Here is a 15,475-nt window from a genome sequence, read left to right on the forward strand (position 1 = left end):
CTTCCCTGTCAAGAGGACGACACCGTGCCTGAGCAGTGGGCGGGGGAGCCCTGAGAGCGTCTGATCTCCGGCGTCGTGGGCATGCGTGAGGGCAGAAACCACGCCCGAGCGGAGGAGGAGCGATGGTCAAGCCGTTCGCCTCGTCGGCGGATCTCGGCGAGAAGCGGCAGTCGCTGGAGGTGCCGGCGGAGGGCGTCTACGCGCTCACGGCCGAAGGCGACCCGAACGTGGGCGCGATCGAGGGGGAAGACTTCCTCGTCTGCTTCGAGGCGCTGGCCACGCCGGTGGCCGCCCGCGAGTGGCTGGCCACGCTGCGCGGGCACACGGACAAGCCGATCAGATACCTGGTGCTGTCGCACTACCACGCGGTCAGGGTGCTGGGCGCCTCGGCGTTCGGCGCGGACGTGATCGTGGCGCACGAGAAGACCCGCGAGCTCGTCGCCGAGCGCGGCGAGCAGGACTGGGCCAGCGAGTACGCCAGGATGCCGCGCCTGTTCAAGGAGCCCGCCTCGATCCCGGGCCTGACGTGGCCGACCGCGACGTTCAGCGACAGGTTCACCATCGACCTGGGCGGCGAGCGCGGCGACCTGGTGCTGCAGCACTGCGGCCGCGGCCACACCGAGGGCGACCTGGTGGCCTGGCTGCCGAAACAGGGCATCCTGTTCGCCGGCGACCTGGTCGAGTCGCAGGCCGCCCTCTACACCGGCGACGCCTTCCACCGCGACTGGTCCACCTCCACGCTCGACCGGGTGGCCTCGTTCGGGGCGCGGACGCTTATCGGCGGCAGGGGAGCGGTGGCCAGGGGTGAGAAGGGCGTGGCGGCGGCCATCGGGCAGACACGCGACTTCCTGTCCGTGATGCTGCGCGAGGTGGGCGCGGCGGGGTCGCTGAAGGAGGCGTTCGAGCGGACGCACCGGGTGCTGGAGCCGCGTTGCGGCCATTGGCCGATCTTCGAGCACTGCCTGCCGTTCAACGTCTCCAGGCTCTGGGACGAGCTCCATGGGGTGGAACGGCCGCGGATCTGGACCGCCGAGCGCGACCGGGAGGTCTGGGACGAGCTGCAGTCATGAACGAGACGCAGGTCATCGTCATCGGCGCGGGCCCGGTCGGGCAGAGCGCCGCGCTGCTGCTGGCCCGCTGGGGTGTCCAGGTGCTGGTGCTCGACCAGCGGACCGGGCGGGGGAGCGTCGGGTCGAAGTCCATCTGCCAGCAGCGCGACGTGCTCGACATCTGGGCCGCCGCGGGCGCCGGCAAGATCGCCGAGGAGGGCCTGGCCTGGACGACCGCCCGTACGTACTACCGCGACCGTGAGCTGTTCTCCTGGTCGTTCGAGCGCGAGGGGTCGCTGCCGGCCTGCGTGAACATCTCGCAGACCCGCACCGAGCAGATCCTCGACGAGGCCATCGCCGCGCAGCCGCTCATCGAGGTGCGCTGGGAGCACGAGGTGACCGGCCTGACCCAGGACGCCTCCGGCGTCACCGTGCACTGCGGCCGCCGGCTGCTGCGCGCCCCCTACGTGCTGGCCTGCGCGGGCGCCAGGGCCCAGGCGGTACGCGGGTCGCTCGGCGTCACGTTCGGCGGGGAGACGTTCGACGACCAGTTCCTGATCTGCGACATCAAGGCCGACCTGCCGGAGTGGGCGGACGAGCGCCGCTTCTACTTCGACCCCGTCTGGAACCCGGGCCGGCAGGTGCTCATCCATCCCTGCCCGGAGGGCACGTTCAGGATCGACTGGCAGATCGCGCCCGACTTCATCCCGACGGACGCCGACCTCGCGCGCAAGGTCCGGCAGATCATCGGCGACCGGCCGTACGAGCTGCTCTGGCACAGCACCTACCGCTTCCACTCGCGCCTGGCCTCCCGAATGCGCGTCGGCCGGGTGCTGCTGGCGGGCGACTGCGCCCACCTGGTGGCGCCGTTCGGGGCGCGGGGGCTCAACTCCGGGGTGCCCGACGCCGAGAACGCGGCCTGGAAGCTGGCCTTCGTGCTCAACGGGTGGGCGGAGGAGGGGCTGCTGGAGTCGTACCACGCCGAGCGGCACGCGGCCGCGCGGGAGAACCTCGAGGTGACCGCCGCCACCATGCGCTTCATCGCGCCGGCGACCGTGGAGGAGCGGATGCGCAGGCGCGCGGTGCTGGAGGGCGGCCGGGTCACGGAGGTGGACTCGGGGCGGTTCGCCGAGCCGTACTGGTACGTGGACTCGCCGCTCACCACGCCCGAGCCGTCGCGCCCCTTCCTGGGCCGTCCGCCCAAGGGGGCGCCGTGCGTGCCCGCGCCCGGCGTGATCCTGCCTGACGTGCCTCTTCCCGAGGGCCGGCTGCGGAACTTCTGCCGGGACGGATTCCTCGTTCTATTGGGCGATATGTGCGATTCGAGTTTGTTTGTGCAGGTCCTGGGCAAGGTCACTACGGCGCCGCTCGCCGTACGCGGGCTCGCGGAGATGGAGGGGACCGGCTCGCTCGCTGACAGGCTCGGCGCCGGGCCGGACGAGGCATGGCTCATCAGGCCCGACTCTCACATCGCCGCGATCATTCCCCATGCGGGGCCGGAGTCGGTGGCGGCCGCTGTGAGCCGTGCGCTAGGCGGCATTTCTGACACATGACCCCATAGGGAGGACTGCGTGACTGGCCGTAGCTCGTTTCTGATCGTCGCGAACCGGTTGCCGGTGGACCGGACGGTCGATCCTGACGGAACGGCCTCGTGGCGCAGGAGTCCTGGCGGGCTCGTCACGGCGATCGCGCCGGTGATGCAGCGCCGTCACGGAGCCTGGGCCGGTTGGCACGGTGCGCCGGACGAGGTGCTCGAGCCGTTCGAGCAGGACGGGATGAGCCTCATCCCGATCCCCCTGTCGGCCGATGAGGTCGAGCTGTACTACGAGGGATTCTCCAACGCCACCCTGTGGCCGCTCTACCACGACGTGGTGGCGCCGCCGGTGTTCGACAGGAAGATGTGGGAGGCCTACAAGGAGGTCAACCAGCGCTTCGCCGAGGCCGCCGCGCAGGCGGCCGACGAGGGCGCGGTGGTCTGGGTGCAGGACTACCAGCTCCAGCTCGTGCCCGCGATGCTGCGCAGGCTCAGGCCCGACCTGCGGATCGGGTTCTTCCTGCACATCCCGTTCCCGCCGATCGAGCTGTTCTGGCGGCTGCCGTGGCGCAAGGAGCTGGTCGAGGGGCTGCTCGGGGCCGATCTGGTGGGCTTCCAGCTACCCGGCGGGGCCTCGAACTTCCGCAGGCTGTGCCGGCGGCTGCTCGGGCTGCCGTACAAGGGGAACGAGATCTTCCTCGACGACCGGATCGTGACCACGCAGGCGTTCCCGATCTCTGTGGACTTCGCGCAGCTCGACTCGCTCGTACGCGAGCCGCACATCGTGGCCCGCGCCAAGGAGATCAGGGTGGAGCTGGGCGACCCCGAGCACGTGCTGCTCGGCGTGGACCGGCTCGACTACACCAAGGGCATCGGGCAGCGGCTGGAGGCGTTCGGCGAGCTGCTCCACGACGGGCGGCTGCGGCCGGGCGAGGCCTCGTTCGTGCAGATCGCCACGCCGAGCCGGGAGCGGGTGGACGAATACCGCAAGCTGCGCGACGACATCGAGCTGCAGGTCGGGCGCATCAACGGGGAGCACGCGCAGCTCGGCTACCAGCCGGTCTGGTATTTCCACCAGTCCTACGACCACCAGGAGCTGGCCGCGCTCTATCTCGCGGCGGACGTGATGGTCGTGACGCCGCTGAGGGACGGGATGAACCTGGTGGCCAAGGAGTACGTCTCCTGCCACCACGACCTGCACGGGGCGCTGGTGCTGAGCGAGTTCGCCGGGGCCGCCGACGAGCTGCGGCAGGCCTACCTGGTCAATCCGTACGACGTGGAGGACGTCAAGCGCCAGATGCTGGCGGCGATGCGGGCCACGCCGCACGAGCTGGCCCGGCGGATGCGCACGATGCGCCGCCGGGTCGCCACCTACGACGTGGACCGCTGGGCGAGCGAGTTTCTCACTGCCCTGGAGTCACCTGCTTCAGAGCCTTCCACGCGTCATAACGCTTCTTGGCGGTCCGGTTGACCACGATCTGCGCCACCGACATGCCCACGCCCATGACGACGGCATAGCCGATCGCCTCACCCAGGCTCACCTCGGGCGAATCGCTGTCGATGGGCGGCTCCTTGCCGGTGGCCTTCACCCAGGCGTATCCAAGGATCTTGCGGGCCGCCCAGGCCGTGACCAGACCGACCAGACCACCTATGACACGCCAGGCGACATCGGGCTTGTCCTCCGCCATGCCGATCTCCCTTCCCCTTTGTAACGAACACTAGTCTCTACCGCTTGCCGGGCCGGCGAAGCCGTACCATAAGGAGGCATGACTCAACAGCGACTACGCCATGCCGCCATGCCGGAAAAGCCGACCCTCGATGGCTTGGAGCAGGTATGGGTAGCTCGCTGGGAGAACGACGGCACCTACCGCTTCGACCGCTCCAGGCCGCGCGAGCAGGTCTACGCCATCGACACCCCGCCGCCCACCGTGTCGGGCTCGCTCCACGTCGGTCACGTCTTCTCCTTCACCCACACCGACATCATGGCCCGCTACCAGCGCATGATCGGCAAGGCGGTGTTCTATCCCATCGGCTGGGACGACAACGGCCTGCCCACCGAGCGCCGGGTGCAGAACGTCTACGGCGTGCGCTGTGACCCGTCGCTGCCCTATGACCCGGAGTTCGTTCCACCGGAGAAGCCCGGCAAACGTGAGATCTCGATCTCGCGGCGCAACTTCGTGGAGCTGTGCCACAAGCTGACCGCCCTCGACGAGCAGGCGTTCGAGGAGGTCTGGCGGCGGGTCGGCCTGTCGGTGGACTGGTCGCTGCTCTACACCACGATCAGCGACGAGTCGCGGACGGTGTCGCAGCGCGCGTTCCTGCGCAACCTGCTGCGCGGCGAGGCCTACCTGTCCGAGGCGCCGACGCTCTGGGACGTGTCGTTCCGCACCGCCGTGGCCCAGGCCGAGCTGGAGGACCGGGAGTGGCCCGGCGCCTTCCACAAGATCTCCTTCTACGGCGAGCAGGGCCCGGTCTGGATCGAGACGACCAGGCCCGAGCTCATCCCGGCGTGCGTGGCGCTGGTCGCGCACCCCGACGACGAGCGCTACCAGGCGCTGTTCGGCACGTCGGTGCTGACGCCGTTGTTCGGCGTCGAGGTGCCGGTGCTGGCCCACCGCCTGGCCGAGCCCGACAAGGGCACGGGCATCGCGATGATCTGCACGTTCGGCGACATCACCGACGTCACGTGGTGGCGGGAGCTGCACCTGCCGACCCGGCCGATCATCGGCTGGGACGGGCGGCTGCTGCCCGAGCCGCCGGACGGCGTGGACGCGGAGCCGTACAAGGAGCTGGCCGGCAAGACCGTGCACAGCGCGCGTGAGCGGATCGTGGAGCTGCTGCGCGAGTCCGGCGACCTGGAGGGCGAGCCCCGGCCCGTGCAGCGCACGGTGAAGTTCTACGAGAAGGGCGACAAGCCGCTCGAGATCGTCACCACCCGCCAGTGGTACATCCGCAACGGCGGGCGTGACGAGGAGCTGCGGCGGCGGCTGCTGGCCCGCGGGCGTGAGCTGGCCTGGCATCCGCCGCATATGCGGGTGCGCTACGACAACTGGGTCGAGGGGCTCACCAGCGACTGGCTGATCTCGCGCCAGCGCTTCTTCGGCGTGCCCTTCCCGGTGTGGTATCCGATCGACGAGTCGGGGCAGCCCGTCCACGACGCGCCGATCCTGCCCACCGAGGAGATGCTGCCGGTCGACCCGTCCTCCGACGTGCCGCCCGGCTACACCGAGGAGCAGCGCGGCGCGCCCGGCGGGTTCATGGCCGACCCCGACGTCATGGACACCTGGGCCACCTCGTCGCTGACGCCGCAGATCGCGGGCCGCTGGGGGAGCGACGACGACCTCTACCGGCGGGTCTTCCCCTACGACCTGCGGCCGCAGGCACACGAGATCATCCGCACCTGGCTGTTCTCGACCGTGGTCAGGTCGCACGCCGAGTTCGGCTCGTTGCCGTGGAGCGACGTGGCGATCTCGGGGTGGATCCTCGACCCCGACCGCAAGAAGATGTCCAAGTCGAAGGGCAACGTGGTCACCCCGCTCGACCTGCTCGAGCAGCACGGCTCCGACGCGGTGCGCTACTGGGCGGCCAACGGGCGCTACGGCGTGGACACCGCGTTCGACGCGGGTCAGCTCAAGGTCGGGCGGCGGCTGGCCATCAAGATCCTCAACGCCTCCAAGTTCGTGCTGGGGCTGGCCGGCGGCGACGGCACGGTGAGCGAGCCGCTCGACCGGGCGATGCTGGCGGCGCTGGCCGACACCGTGCGCGAGGCGTCGGAGGCGTTCGGCGCCTACGACCACACCCGGGCGATCGAGGTCGTGGAGCGCTTCTTCTGGGCGTTCTGCGACGACTACCTCGAGCTGGTCAAGGCCCGTGCCTACGAGTCGGGGGCCGCCTCCGCCTCGGCGCACGCGGCGCTGCGGCAGGCTCTCGATGTGCTGCTGCGGCTGTTCGCGCCGTTCCTGCCCTTCGTGACCGAGGAGGTGTGGTCGTGGTGGCGCGAGGGCTCGGTGCACCGCTCCTCCTGGCCCGCCGCCGAGCGCGGGACCGGCGACCCGGCGGTGCTGGCCGTGGCCTCCGAGGTGCTCGGCCAGATCCGCAAGGCCAAGTCGGAGGCCAAGGTGTCGATGCGCGCCGAGGTCTCCCGGCTGACCGTGTGGGCGCCCGAGGTCGAGCTCGTGCGGCAGGCGCAGGACGACCTGTGCGCGGCGGGCAATGTCGAGGAGTTCGTCCTGGAATACGGTGACGCGCTGAAGGTCGAGGTCAGCCTCGGCTGAGGCCGGCGCGTCATGACGTCATGACGTCATGACGCGCCAGAGGCCGGGACGCCCTGCTGGTCAGGCTGGTCAGGCGTCCCGGCCGGTGTCGCGGCCGACGTCCGGGCTGACATCGCGGCTGACGTCTCGGCTGACGTCTCGGTGGATGACGACGAACAGCGAGTAGGCCTCGCCGTCCGGTGGCGGCTGCCGGTCGCGGAAGTCGTCGAACACCTCCTGCAGTCGCCGGCGCAGTTCGGCGCGCCCGTCGGCGGTGAGCCGGAGCCCCAGCCGGGTGAAGTTGCCCTCTTCGAGGCCGGCGAGCTTGATCTCCTCCAGGAAGGCGTCGAGGGCGGCGGCGTTGCCGCCGCTCACCCCGCTCTCGCGGACGTCCATCTCCCAGGACTTTCCGGTGGTCCGGTAGGGGATCTCGGTGGAGCCGCGCGGGCCTGGGCGGCTCGGCTCGGCGGCCAGGAAGCCGGTCTCGACCAGTTTGCGCACGTGGTGGAGCGTGGTGGCGGGGTTGGCGTCGAGGCGGCCGGCGATCTCTTTGTTGGTGAACGCCTGGTCGAGGCAGAGCCGCAGGATGCGCAGCCGTATGGACGAGGCCAGCGCACGGGCCTCTGCCTCGGTCGCGGGGCGGCGGATGGTGCCCATGGCAGGACACCCTATCGCCGGTTGATTTTTCCCAATCGGTCATGGATGCTCGTTCGCGTGAGCCTCTTACGCGAGCGGGACTTCCGCGGCCTGTTCCTCGCCACCAGCGCCAGTCAGGTGGGCACCCAGCTCCTCCACCTGGCCCTGCCCCTGGTCGCGGTGTCGGCACTGCACGCGTCCGCGTTCGAGGTGGGCCTGCTGACGGCCTGCCAGACGCTGGCGTTCGTGGTGATCGGGCTGCCGGCGGGCGCGATCGTCGACCGGTTGCCCAAGCGCCTGGTCATGGTGGTCGCCGACTGGGCGCGGGCCGTGGCGCTGGCGTCCGTGCCGGTGGCGTGGTGGCTGGGCGTGCTGACGATCTACCAGCTCTACGCGGTGGCGCTGGTGCTCGGGGTGTTCGCCGTGTTCTTCGCCGCGGCGTACCAGAGCTGCCTGCCGTACCTCGTGGCGCGTGAGCGGCTGGTCGAGGGGAACTCGATGCTGGAGGGTGTGCGCACGGTCGCGCAGCTCGGCGGGCCCGGCGTCGGCGGCTATCTGGTCCAGCTCCTCACCGCGCCGTTCGCGCTCGTCGTCACGGTCGTGGGGTACGCCTGGTCGGCGCTGTGCCTGGCGACCATCCGCAGCCTGGAGGCCCGTCCCGAGCGTGGCGGCTCCCACCTGGTGACGGAGATCGCGGAAGGCGTCCGGTTCGTGCTCGGGCACCGGCTGCTGCGCCGCATCGCGGGCTGCGCGGCCACCGTGAACCTGTTCGCCACCATGGCCCAGCCGGCGATCCTGCTGCTGCTGGCCAGGGAGCTCGCCCTGCCCGCGGGCACCATCGGGCTGCTGCTGGCCGCGAGCGGGGCCGGCGGCGTCACCGGCGCGCTGGTCACCCGGCGGGTCGCCGCGTGGCTCGGGCAGGGGCCGACGATCTGGCTGGCCATCGGGCTGCCCATGCCGCTGATGTTCGTGGCGCCGTGGGCGCAGGCCGACTGGCGGCTCGGATTGTTCGCCCTGTACGAGTTCTGCTTCGGGGCGGGCACGGTGATCTTCAACATCACCCAGCTCAGCTTCCGTCAGGCCATCACGCCGGAGCCGCTGCTCGGCCGGATGAACGCCACCATCCGTTTCCTCGTCTGGGGCACGATGCCGCTCGGCGGGCTGCTCGGGGGCGTGCTGGGCGAGACGGTCGGGGTCAGGAACACGCTGCTGGCCGCCGCTGCCGGTTCCTGCCTGGCGTTCCTGTGGGTGTTCGCCTCGCCCCTGCGCACGATGAGGGAACTGCCGGTCAGTAGTCGCACACTCCCGTAGGGAAGATCTGCTTCAGCCTGGCGATCTGGTCCTGGGCGGGGCGCCAGGAGCCGTACAGGCCGCGGGCGACGGCCTTGGCGACCGGCTGCAGGCGGCACTGGTAGACGCCGCCCTCGATGGGGCCGCCCGCCACGATCCTGGAGGTCGAGTAGAGCGGGAAGCGCCGGGTGCAGGCGCCGGGGGCGCGGCGGTCGAGGACGCCGTCCCAGACGCGCGGTCCGGCGGCGAGCTGGGTGCCGTCGGTGGCGAAGCAGCGGTCCACGGCGTCGGGCGGCCTGTTGCCGACGACGCCCCGGGCCGGGTTCCTCCGGATGTTGGCCATCCAGGCGTCGATCACCCGCAGCGCCTCCGGCGTCTGGTCGAACCTCGGCCCGTCGGGGCGGGCGTCGGTGAACCAGATGACCTGGTTGCCGGCCTGGCCGTCGTGGTCGAGCATGCGCTTCCTGGAGGCGAACGACTGGTGCGCGTTGTGCATGTCGAGCTGATCCTCCAGGTAGTGCCGCCAGTCGATGACCGGCAGGTCGATGTCGCCGCCGAACACCAGGCCGCTGCGCCGCACGTTCCTGATCGCGACGGGGTCTCCCGTACGCCTCGGGGCCGGGTCGCCCAGGTCGGCGTTGCGGGAGCTCCACGGATCGAGGTCGGCGGGGCAGGCGGAGGGCACGAACGGGCAGCCCTCCTGGACCATGTCGGCCGCCTCCTTCCACGAGCCGGCCTTGGCGTTGACGTCCAGGAACTCCTCAGGGGTGATCACGCCGGAGGTCAGCGCCCCGAGCCCGTACTGGACGCCCACGTTGTCCCACGTCGAGCGGGCGTGGCCGCGCTCGTCCACGCCGTAGACCTTGCGCAGGTCGTCCCAGTGCGTCCACTGGACGGTTTCCTTGACGCCCGGAGGGTCCATGCGCTGCCACTCGGGGTCGTTGTTGGAGGTCCAGAGCGGGTTCATGGTCAGCGGGGTCAGGCCGCGCCAGCCGTTGACGCACTCGTCGGAGCCCGGCCGGCCGGTGTACGGGTTCGCCACGGTGTCGCTGGCGTTCATGCCGATCAGGGCCGTCCTGTCGTCCCACCGGGCCCAGCGGGGATCGTGGTCCATGTAGCGTTCGAGCAGCTCGCAGTCGCCCACGTGAATGGTCTGGGTGACCATGTCCGGATAGGAGTACTGCGGGACGGCCGCGTCGATCACCCTGGTCCCGTGGTTCTGGCCGTAGATGTACTGCTGGATGGCGCCGCCCGAGCCGCCCACCCCCACCGTGTAGAGCGGCGGGCCGTGCCGCTCGATGAAGCGCTCCTTGACCATGAGGGCCGTCTCGCCGCCCAGGATCAGGTTGTAGTGGGTGGAGGTGCGGGTGCCCGAGGAGTGCAGGATCGCGTAGCCCCTGCCCAGGCCGTACGGGTCGAGGGCGCTGCCGCCGAGCGTGCCCTGGTCGTGGCCGATCGCCACGCCGCCGTCGAAGCGGTAGATCAGCCGGCCGTTCCAGGCACCCTCGATCATGGCGATCGAGTACAGGAAGCGGTTGATGACGCCGCGCTCCCGGCGTACCACGAAGTCGACCGTGCGGCCGTCCAGCAGCGTGGCCGTGGCCAGGTCTGCGGGGCGTCCGGCGGGCATGGGCTTGTACGTGCCGTCCGTGGACCGGTAGAGGCGGTCTTCGACCGTGGCGGCGAAGCAGTCCCTGCTCCAGCCGCCCGCGACGCGCATGCCCTGGCCGTCCTGGTTGTCCACGGCCGGCGGGCCCAGACCGCTGCGCTCGGTCTTGCACAGGAACGGGTACTGGTGCTCCCCCGAGAAGATCGGTCCCGCTATGGAGTGGTTGCGCACCCTCAGGCTCTCCCGGTACGGCCACGCCACCGCCGTGATCGTGTTGTCCCCCTCCGCCAGGCCGGTCACCAGGCCGGTGAGCCCGTCGCCGGTCCGCTCGAAGGCCGAGGTGACGTCCTGGCCGTTGCGCAGCACCCTGAGGCCCGCGCCCCGGGTCTGGCGGACCCTGACCAGGGCGTCGCCGCCGCTGACCTGGTCGGGACGGCTGGAGAGCACCTCCAGCGCCAGGCCGGCGCGGGAGGCGTACGCGGGGGCGGGGGCGCCGACGAGCGACGCGAGCACGGTGAGGACCACCACAGCCTTCATGAGCACGACGGTGACACGGGCTTCACCCCTTGCACAGGCCCGTTGTGCAAGGGGTGAAGCGCGCGCGGAGGCCTGTTGCGCAAGAGGTGCACCCCGCGCAGCGGCCCGTTGTGCGCGGGGGGATCGTTACGCTCTGAGCTGCCCGGGCGGTTATCCGCGCGCATCTGCGGCCGGGACATGCCAGTCTTGAACACGTGCTGCCCGACCGATCTACCAAGCTCGTGCCACCCGTGCTGGCCAAGACGGCCGCGTGGTGCGCGTGCCTGATCCTGGTCGGCGTGGTCGTCTACTTCTTCGCCCAGGTGATCGCCCGGCTGACGTTCGTGGCGCTGCCCGTGGCGATCGCGCTGCTGCTGACGGCGCTGCTCTACCCGCTGACCAACAGCCTGCGCAGCGCCGGCATGCGGCCCATCTACGCCACCTGGATCACCATGCTGGTGGCCCTCACCGTGCTCGCCGGCACGGGCTGGCTGGTCGGGGCGCGGGCCGGCGAAGAGTTCCCCAACCTGGTCAAACAGGTGCAGGAGACCGCCAGGTCGGTGCAGGAGTGGCTGATCACCGGGCCGCTGCACCTCAAGGAAGCGCAGATCACCGGCTATGTCGACGAGATCGCGACCATGGTCAACACCCAGCGCACGGCCATCACCAGCACCGTGCTCTCGGCCGGCGCGGTGGCCTTCGAGGTGCTCGCGTCCCTGGTGCTGCTGCTGTTCGTGACGTTCTTCCTGCTCAAGGACGGCGACCGGATCTGGTCGTGGTTCCTGAGGGGGTTCGGGCGGGTGTCGCCGCGCGTCGACCGGGCCGGGCGGGCCGCGTGGGCCACGCTCTCCCACTACGTCCAGGGCACGGTGGCGGTGGCCGCCGTGCACGGCGTGATCATGGGCATCGTGCTGGCCGGGATGGGAGTGCCGCTGTGGGCGCCGCTGGCCGTGCTGATCTTCTTCGCCAGCTTCATCCCCATCGTCGGCATCTTCTTCGCCGGCACGGTCGCGACCCTGGTCACCCTGGGCGCCAAGGGCATCGTCTACGCGCTGATCTTCCTCGGCATCCTCATCGTGGAGCAGCAGCTCGAGAACCACGTGCTGCAGCCGCTGATCGTGGGCCGCGCGCTCAACTTCCATCCGCTGGCGATCATCCTGGTGCTGGCCATCGGGGGCATCCTGGCGGGCATCGCGGGGGCCGCCGTGGCCGTTCCGGTGGCGGCGGTGATCTACCGGGCGATACCGGAGCTCCGCCACAAACGGCCCGAGCTACCGCCGGGCCATGACGCGGCGCCGCCCGGCGGGCCCCCACCCTATCCACCGTTTCCCTCCGGCTCTGGAGAGAGCGGCGGGCCGGGGGGCGAGTGGCCCGGCCGTGACGCCGGGCCGCGTGACGATGACGACCAGTGGCCCGGCCGCGATGCCGGACCTCGTGGTGCGGAGGGTGAGCGACCGGGTCATGCCGGGGCGCACACGGGGGCACATGGCGGGGCACATGGCGGGGCGCACGACGGGGCGCACGACGGCGGGCCGGGTGGCCGCCAGGAGCGGCGGATTCCTCAGGGCGCGCGGCGAGGGTGGCGGGTCAGGTGGCGGGAGGAGGCCGTCCCCGGCCCGCGATGAGGCCGCTGCCGACGGGAACGGCGAGGACACCGAGTAACCTCGTCACCCGTGACTCGTTCCTCCCTCACCACCCCGCCTCCGGGCTCCTCCATGCCCGCGAGGCACCCCGACGCGCCGCAGGCGGGCGCCGACCTGGGCTCCCACTACAGTCAGTGCTTCGGGTGCGGCGCCCGGCATCCGACCGGCCTGCACCTCGAGGCCAGGACACCCGACGGCGCCACCGTCGAGGCCGAGTTCACGGTGGGGGAGGCGCATCAGGGAGCGCCCCGGCTGGCCCACGGCGGTGTGCTGGCGGCCGCCATGGACGAGGTTCTCGGAATGTCCGTCTACCTGTTCCACAAGCCGTATGTGACGGGACGGCTGGAGACCGACTATCTGCTCCCCGTTCCCGTCGGCACGACACTCCACCTGCGCGCCTGGTGCACCGGCATCTCGGGCAGGAAGGCGTACCTTGAGGCTGAGGGGCGCATGGGTGCTCCAGACGGACCGGTCGCCGTCCGCGCGGCAGCACTGTTCATCGAGGTGAACATGGAACACTTCGCCAAGCACGGCGACCTGGCGGCCATCGCCGCCGAACACCAGGATTACGAGGTGAACCCTTGAGCGACGTAGAGGTCCTCATCCAGCGGCTCGACACCGAGCTGCCGATGCCGTCCTACGCCCACCCGGGAGACGCGGGCGCCGACCTCTACGCGGCCGAGGGCATCGAGCTGATGCCCGGTGAGCGGGCCGTGATCCGCACCGGGGTGGCGATCGCGCTGCCCGACGGCTATGCGGCGTTCGTACATCCGCGGTCGGGGCTGGCGGCCAGGCACGGCATCACCATGGTCAACGCCCCCGGCACGGTCGACGCCGGCTACCGGGGCGAGATCCGGGTGACGCTGATCAACACCGACACCAAGGAGCCGTTCCGCCTCGAGCGGGGCGACCGCGTCGCGCAGCTCGTGATCCAGCGGGTCGAGCGCGCGCTCTTCGCCGAGGCGGAGAGCCTGCCCGGGTCCGTACGCGGCGTCAACGGCTTCGGATCGAGTGGACGCTGAAGAGTGGGCAGTAAGGGGCCTGACAGTGGCCCGACGCACAATGGGGCCGGCAAGCGGTCCGACGAGCAGGGAGAGTGAGGAACGTGTTCCGACGTCGTCGTCGTGAGCAGCCGGATCAGGTGGCCGAGCAGGAGTCGGCCGCACCAACGCGCGATTCCGGCCCGTGGGACGCCGACGAGCCCCACCCGGAGAGCGACAGGATCGACCTGGGCGGCCTGCGGCTGCCCCACAACCCGGACTTCGACGTCCGGCTGGCCTCGGTCGGAGACCAGCATGTGGGGGTCGTCGTCCTGTACGAGGAGAGCTCGCTGCAGTTGCAGGCCCTGGCCGCACCGCGCAGTTCGGGCCTGTGGGACGAGGTCAAGACCAAGATCCTGAGCCAGGCCAAGCACCTGGAGGAGCGGGAGGGGCCGTTCGGCAGTGAGCTGACCGGCGAGATGCAGGTCGAAGGCCAGCCCAGGCCGGCCCGCTACGTCGGCATCGACGGGCCGCGCTGGTTCCTGCTCGGGGTGATCTCCGGCAAGGCGGCGGCCGACGAGGCGCTGTCGGAGGCGTTCGTCGACTTCATCAAGGACGTCGTGGTCGTCCGCGGCGACGAGCCGATGGCCCGGGAGGAGCCGATCCCGCTGCGCCGGCCCAACGAGCAGACGGGCGAGGCGGCGGGCGAGCGGCCCGGCCTCAACCCGTTCAAACGAGGACCGGAAATCAGCGAGATTCGCTAAGGGCTGACATCACATAGGCTGAGTCATCATGAGTACGGCAGAGCCCCCCAAACGCGGGGGATTGCGTGGGTTCTTCAGTCGGCTGGCATCCCCCCAGTCCGAGATCGAGGCCCAGGAACTGCGTGAAGACGCCGACGAGGTCGGTGCGACCCCCATCGTCTCGTGTGGCGGGCGCCGGCGCTTCTGCGTGGCCGGTACGCTACGTACGGTGACACTGCGTCCGAGAGGCGGCGCCCCGGCTCTCGAGGCCGAGCTCTACGACGGGTCCGACGTGATCGACCTCGTCTGGCTCGGCCGTCGCAAGATCGCGGGCATCGAGCCCGGCCGCACGGTCAAGGCCGAGGGGCTGGTCAGCATGCAGGACGGGCGCAAGGTGATGTTCAATCCTCGTTACGAGCTGCGCCCAGGGAGTTGATTCGGTGAGTGCCGAGGCAGAAGAGGTCGCCCACGACACCGTGGAGGCGGCGGTGCGAGCGCAGCTCGCCAAGGCGTTCGGCGGTGTGCGCGGCATCATCGAGGCGGCGATCCCGACGATCGCGTTCACGGTGTCCTGGATCACCACGGAAGACCTGAAGTTGTCGCTCATCGTCAGCATCTCGCTGGCGGTGCTGCTGCTGGTGGTCCGGATCGTCCAGCGCTCCACGCCGCAGTTCGTGATCAACAGCCTGATCGGCATCGCCATCGGCGCGTTCTTCGCCAGCCGCACGGGCGACGCGAAAGACTACTTCCTGCCCGGCATCCTCTACAACGCGGGCTACATGGTGGCGATGCTGATCTCCATCGTCACCAGGTGGCCGGTCGTGGGCTTCCTCATCGGCTCGGTCACGGGCGACCCGACGGGCTGGCACAAGGATCCCGGCATCGTCCGGCTCTGCACGCGGCTGACCTGGCTGCTCATGCTGCCGTGCGCGGTGCGGGTGGCGGTGCAGGGGCCGGTCTACCTGTTCGGTGGCGGCGACGAGGCGGTGGCGGCGCTCGGCGTCGCCAAGATCGCGATGGGCTGGCCGCTGCAGGTGGCGGCGCTCGCGGCCATGCTGTGGCTGCTCGGCCGCGGCCGCACACCGATCAAGCCCCCGGTCGCACCCGCCTGACCGCAAGGCTCTGCGTGACCGCAAGGCCCCGGTCGACCGCAAGGCTCTGTGCGGCCTTGAGGCTCTGCGTGGCTTCAAGGCTCTGCGTGGCTTCAAGGCTCTGGCCGGGC

At 70.6% G+C, this 15,475-nt stretch carries 14 protein-coding genes; 11 read left to right on the forward strand and 3 right to left on the reverse strand.

What is annotated here, in order from left to right; genetic code table 11:
* Positions 1–122 precede the first annotated feature (122 nt).
* From AB0I15_RS12835 to AB0I15_RS12845, 3 genes are read left to right on the forward strand one after another with little or no spacing between them, the layout of a single operon-like run.
* Positions 123–1,070: an MBL fold metallo-hydrolase gene (locus AB0I15_RS12835; protein ID WP_358093979.1), complete on the forward strand. Its 948-nt coding sequence runs from the start codon at positions 123–125 to the stop codon at positions 1,068–1,070.
* Complete coding sequence (locus AB0I15_RS12840) at positions 1,067–2,602, forward strand: FAD-dependent monooxygenase (protein ID WP_358093982.1); 1,536 nt, start codon at positions 1,067–1,069, stop codon at positions 2,600–2,602. The genes AB0I15_RS12835 and AB0I15_RS12840 overlap by 4 nt, the downstream gene beginning before the upstream one ends.
* 18 nt (positions 2,603–2,620) lie before the next feature.
* The gene (locus AB0I15_RS12845) at positions 2,621–4,054 is read left to right on the forward strand and encodes a trehalose-6-phosphate synthase (protein ID WP_358093984.1); all 1,434 of its coding nucleotides are present in this window, start codon (positions 2,621–2,623) and stop codon (positions 4,052–4,054) included.
* Here the strand turns inward: AB0I15_RS12845 and AB0I15_RS12850 are convergent.
* On the reverse strand, positions 3,987–4,271 hold the full coding sequence (locus AB0I15_RS12850) for a DUF4235 domain-containing protein (RefSeq protein WP_358093986.1): 285 nt from the start codon (positions 4,269–4,271) through the stop codon (positions 3,987–3,989). The genes AB0I15_RS12845 and AB0I15_RS12850 overlap by 68 nt on opposite strands.
* 108 nt (positions 4,272–4,379) lie before the next feature.
* On the opposite strand from AB0I15_RS12850, the gene valS reads away from it, so the two are divergent.
* Positions 4,380–6,857: a valine--tRNA ligase gene (gene valS / locus AB0I15_RS12855; RefSeq protein ID WP_358094396.1), complete on the forward strand. Its 2,478-nt coding sequence runs from the start codon at positions 4,380–4,382 to the stop codon at positions 6,855–6,857.
* Positions 6,858–6,926: 69 nt separating this feature from the next.
* Here the strand turns inward: valS and AB0I15_RS12860 are convergent, their stop codons facing one another.
* Positions 6,927–7,493, reverse strand: a complete 567-nt coding sequence (locus AB0I15_RS12860) for a helix-turn-helix domain-containing protein (RefSeq protein WP_358093989.1) — start codon at positions 7,491–7,493, stop codon at positions 6,927–6,929.
* Positions 7,494–7,550: 57 nt separating this feature from the next.
* On the opposite strand from AB0I15_RS12860, the gene AB0I15_RS12865 reads away from it, so the two are divergent.
* Positions 7,551–8,783 (forward strand): MFS transporter, encoded by a 1,233-nt coding sequence (locus AB0I15_RS12865; protein WP_358093992.1) that lies wholly within the window; start codon positions 7,551–7,553, stop codon positions 8,781–8,783.
* On the opposite strand, the gene AB0I15_RS12870 is transcribed toward AB0I15_RS12865, so the two are convergent.
* A complete protein-coding gene (locus tag AB0I15_RS12870) occupies positions 8,761–10,908 on the reverse strand; it encodes a DUF6351 family protein (RefSeq protein ID WP_358093994.1) in 2,148 nt (715 codons plus the stop codon). The two genes, AB0I15_RS12865 and AB0I15_RS12870, sit on opposite strands and share 23 nt — an antisense overlap.
* 194 nt (positions 10,909–11,102) lie before the next feature.
* On the opposite strand from AB0I15_RS12870, the gene AB0I15_RS12875 reads away from it, so the two are divergent.
* From AB0I15_RS12875 to AB0I15_RS12900, 6 genes are all read left to right on the forward strand, one after another.
* Positions 11,103–12,512 (forward strand): AI-2E family transporter, encoded by a 1,410-nt coding sequence (locus AB0I15_RS12875; RefSeq protein ID WP_358093997.1) that lies wholly within the window; start codon positions 11,103–11,105, stop codon positions 12,510–12,512.
* A 48-nt stretch (positions 12,513–12,560) separates the two neighbouring features.
* Positions 12,561–13,115 (forward strand): PaaI family thioesterase, encoded by a 555-nt coding sequence (locus tag AB0I15_RS12880; RefSeq protein ID WP_358093999.1) that lies wholly within the window; start codon positions 12,561–12,563, stop codon positions 13,113–13,115.
* Complete coding sequence (gene dut, locus AB0I15_RS12885; protein WP_358094002.1) at positions 13,112–13,552, forward strand: dUTP diphosphatase; 441 nt, start codon at positions 13,112–13,114, stop codon at positions 13,550–13,552. The genes AB0I15_RS12880 and dut overlap by 4 nt, the downstream gene beginning before the upstream one ends.
* A gap of 83 nt (positions 13,553–13,635) precedes the next feature.
* Positions 13,636–14,274 (forward strand): DUF3710 domain-containing protein, encoded by a 639-nt coding sequence (locus AB0I15_RS12890; RefSeq protein ID WP_358094005.1) that lies wholly within the window; start codon positions 13,636–13,638, stop codon positions 14,272–14,274.
* A 28-nt stretch (positions 14,275–14,302) separates the two neighbouring features.
* Entirely contained in the window at positions 14,303–14,689 is a 387-nt protein-coding gene (locus tag AB0I15_RS12895; protein ID WP_090929309.1) for an OB-fold nucleic acid binding domain-containing protein, read from the forward strand.
* Positions 14,690–14,693: 4 nt separating this feature from the next.
* A complete protein-coding gene (locus AB0I15_RS12900; protein ID WP_358094007.1) occupies positions 14,694–15,365 on the forward strand; it encodes a DUF3159 domain-containing protein in 672 nt (223 codons plus the stop codon).
* Positions 15,366–15,475: the final 110 nt, after the last annotated feature.

It is taken from the genome of Nonomuraea sp. NPDC050643, assembly GCF_040654715.1.
In the GTDB taxonomy this organism is placed as follows: Bacteria; Actinomycetota; Actinomycetes; order Streptosporangiales; family Streptosporangiaceae; genus Nonomuraea.

Excerpts from the sequence above, each read along its gene's own strand:
- AB0I15_RS12835 (WP_358093979.1), top strand. The coding sequence starts at position 123 with ATGGTCAAGCCGTTCGCCTCGTCGGCGGATCTCGGCGAGAAGCGGCAG.
- AB0I15_RS12840 (WP_358093982.1), top strand. The coding sequence starts at position 1,067 with ATGAACGAGACGCAGGTCATCGTCATCGGCGCGGGCCCGGTCGGGCAG.
- AB0I15_RS12850 (WP_358093986.1), bottom strand. The coding sequence starts at position 4,271 with ATGGCGGAGGACAAGCCCGATGTCGCCTGGCGTGTCATAGGTGGTCTG.
- valS (WP_358094396.1), top strand. The coding sequence starts at position 4,380 with ATGCCGGAAAAGCCGACCCTCGATGGCTTGGAGCAGGTATGGGTAGCT.
- AB0I15_RS12860 (WP_358093989.1), bottom strand. The coding sequence starts at position 7,493 with ATGGGCACCATCCGCCGCCCCGCGACCGAGGCAGAGGCCCGTGCGCTG.
- AB0I15_RS12870 (WP_358093994.1), bottom strand. The coding sequence starts at position 10,908 with ATGAAGGCTGTGGTGGTCCTCACCGTGCTCGCGTCGCTCGTCGGCGCC.
- AB0I15_RS12895 (WP_090929309.1), top strand. The coding sequence starts at position 14,303 with ATGAGTACGGCAGAGCCCCCCAAACGCGGGGGATTGCGTGGGTTCTTC.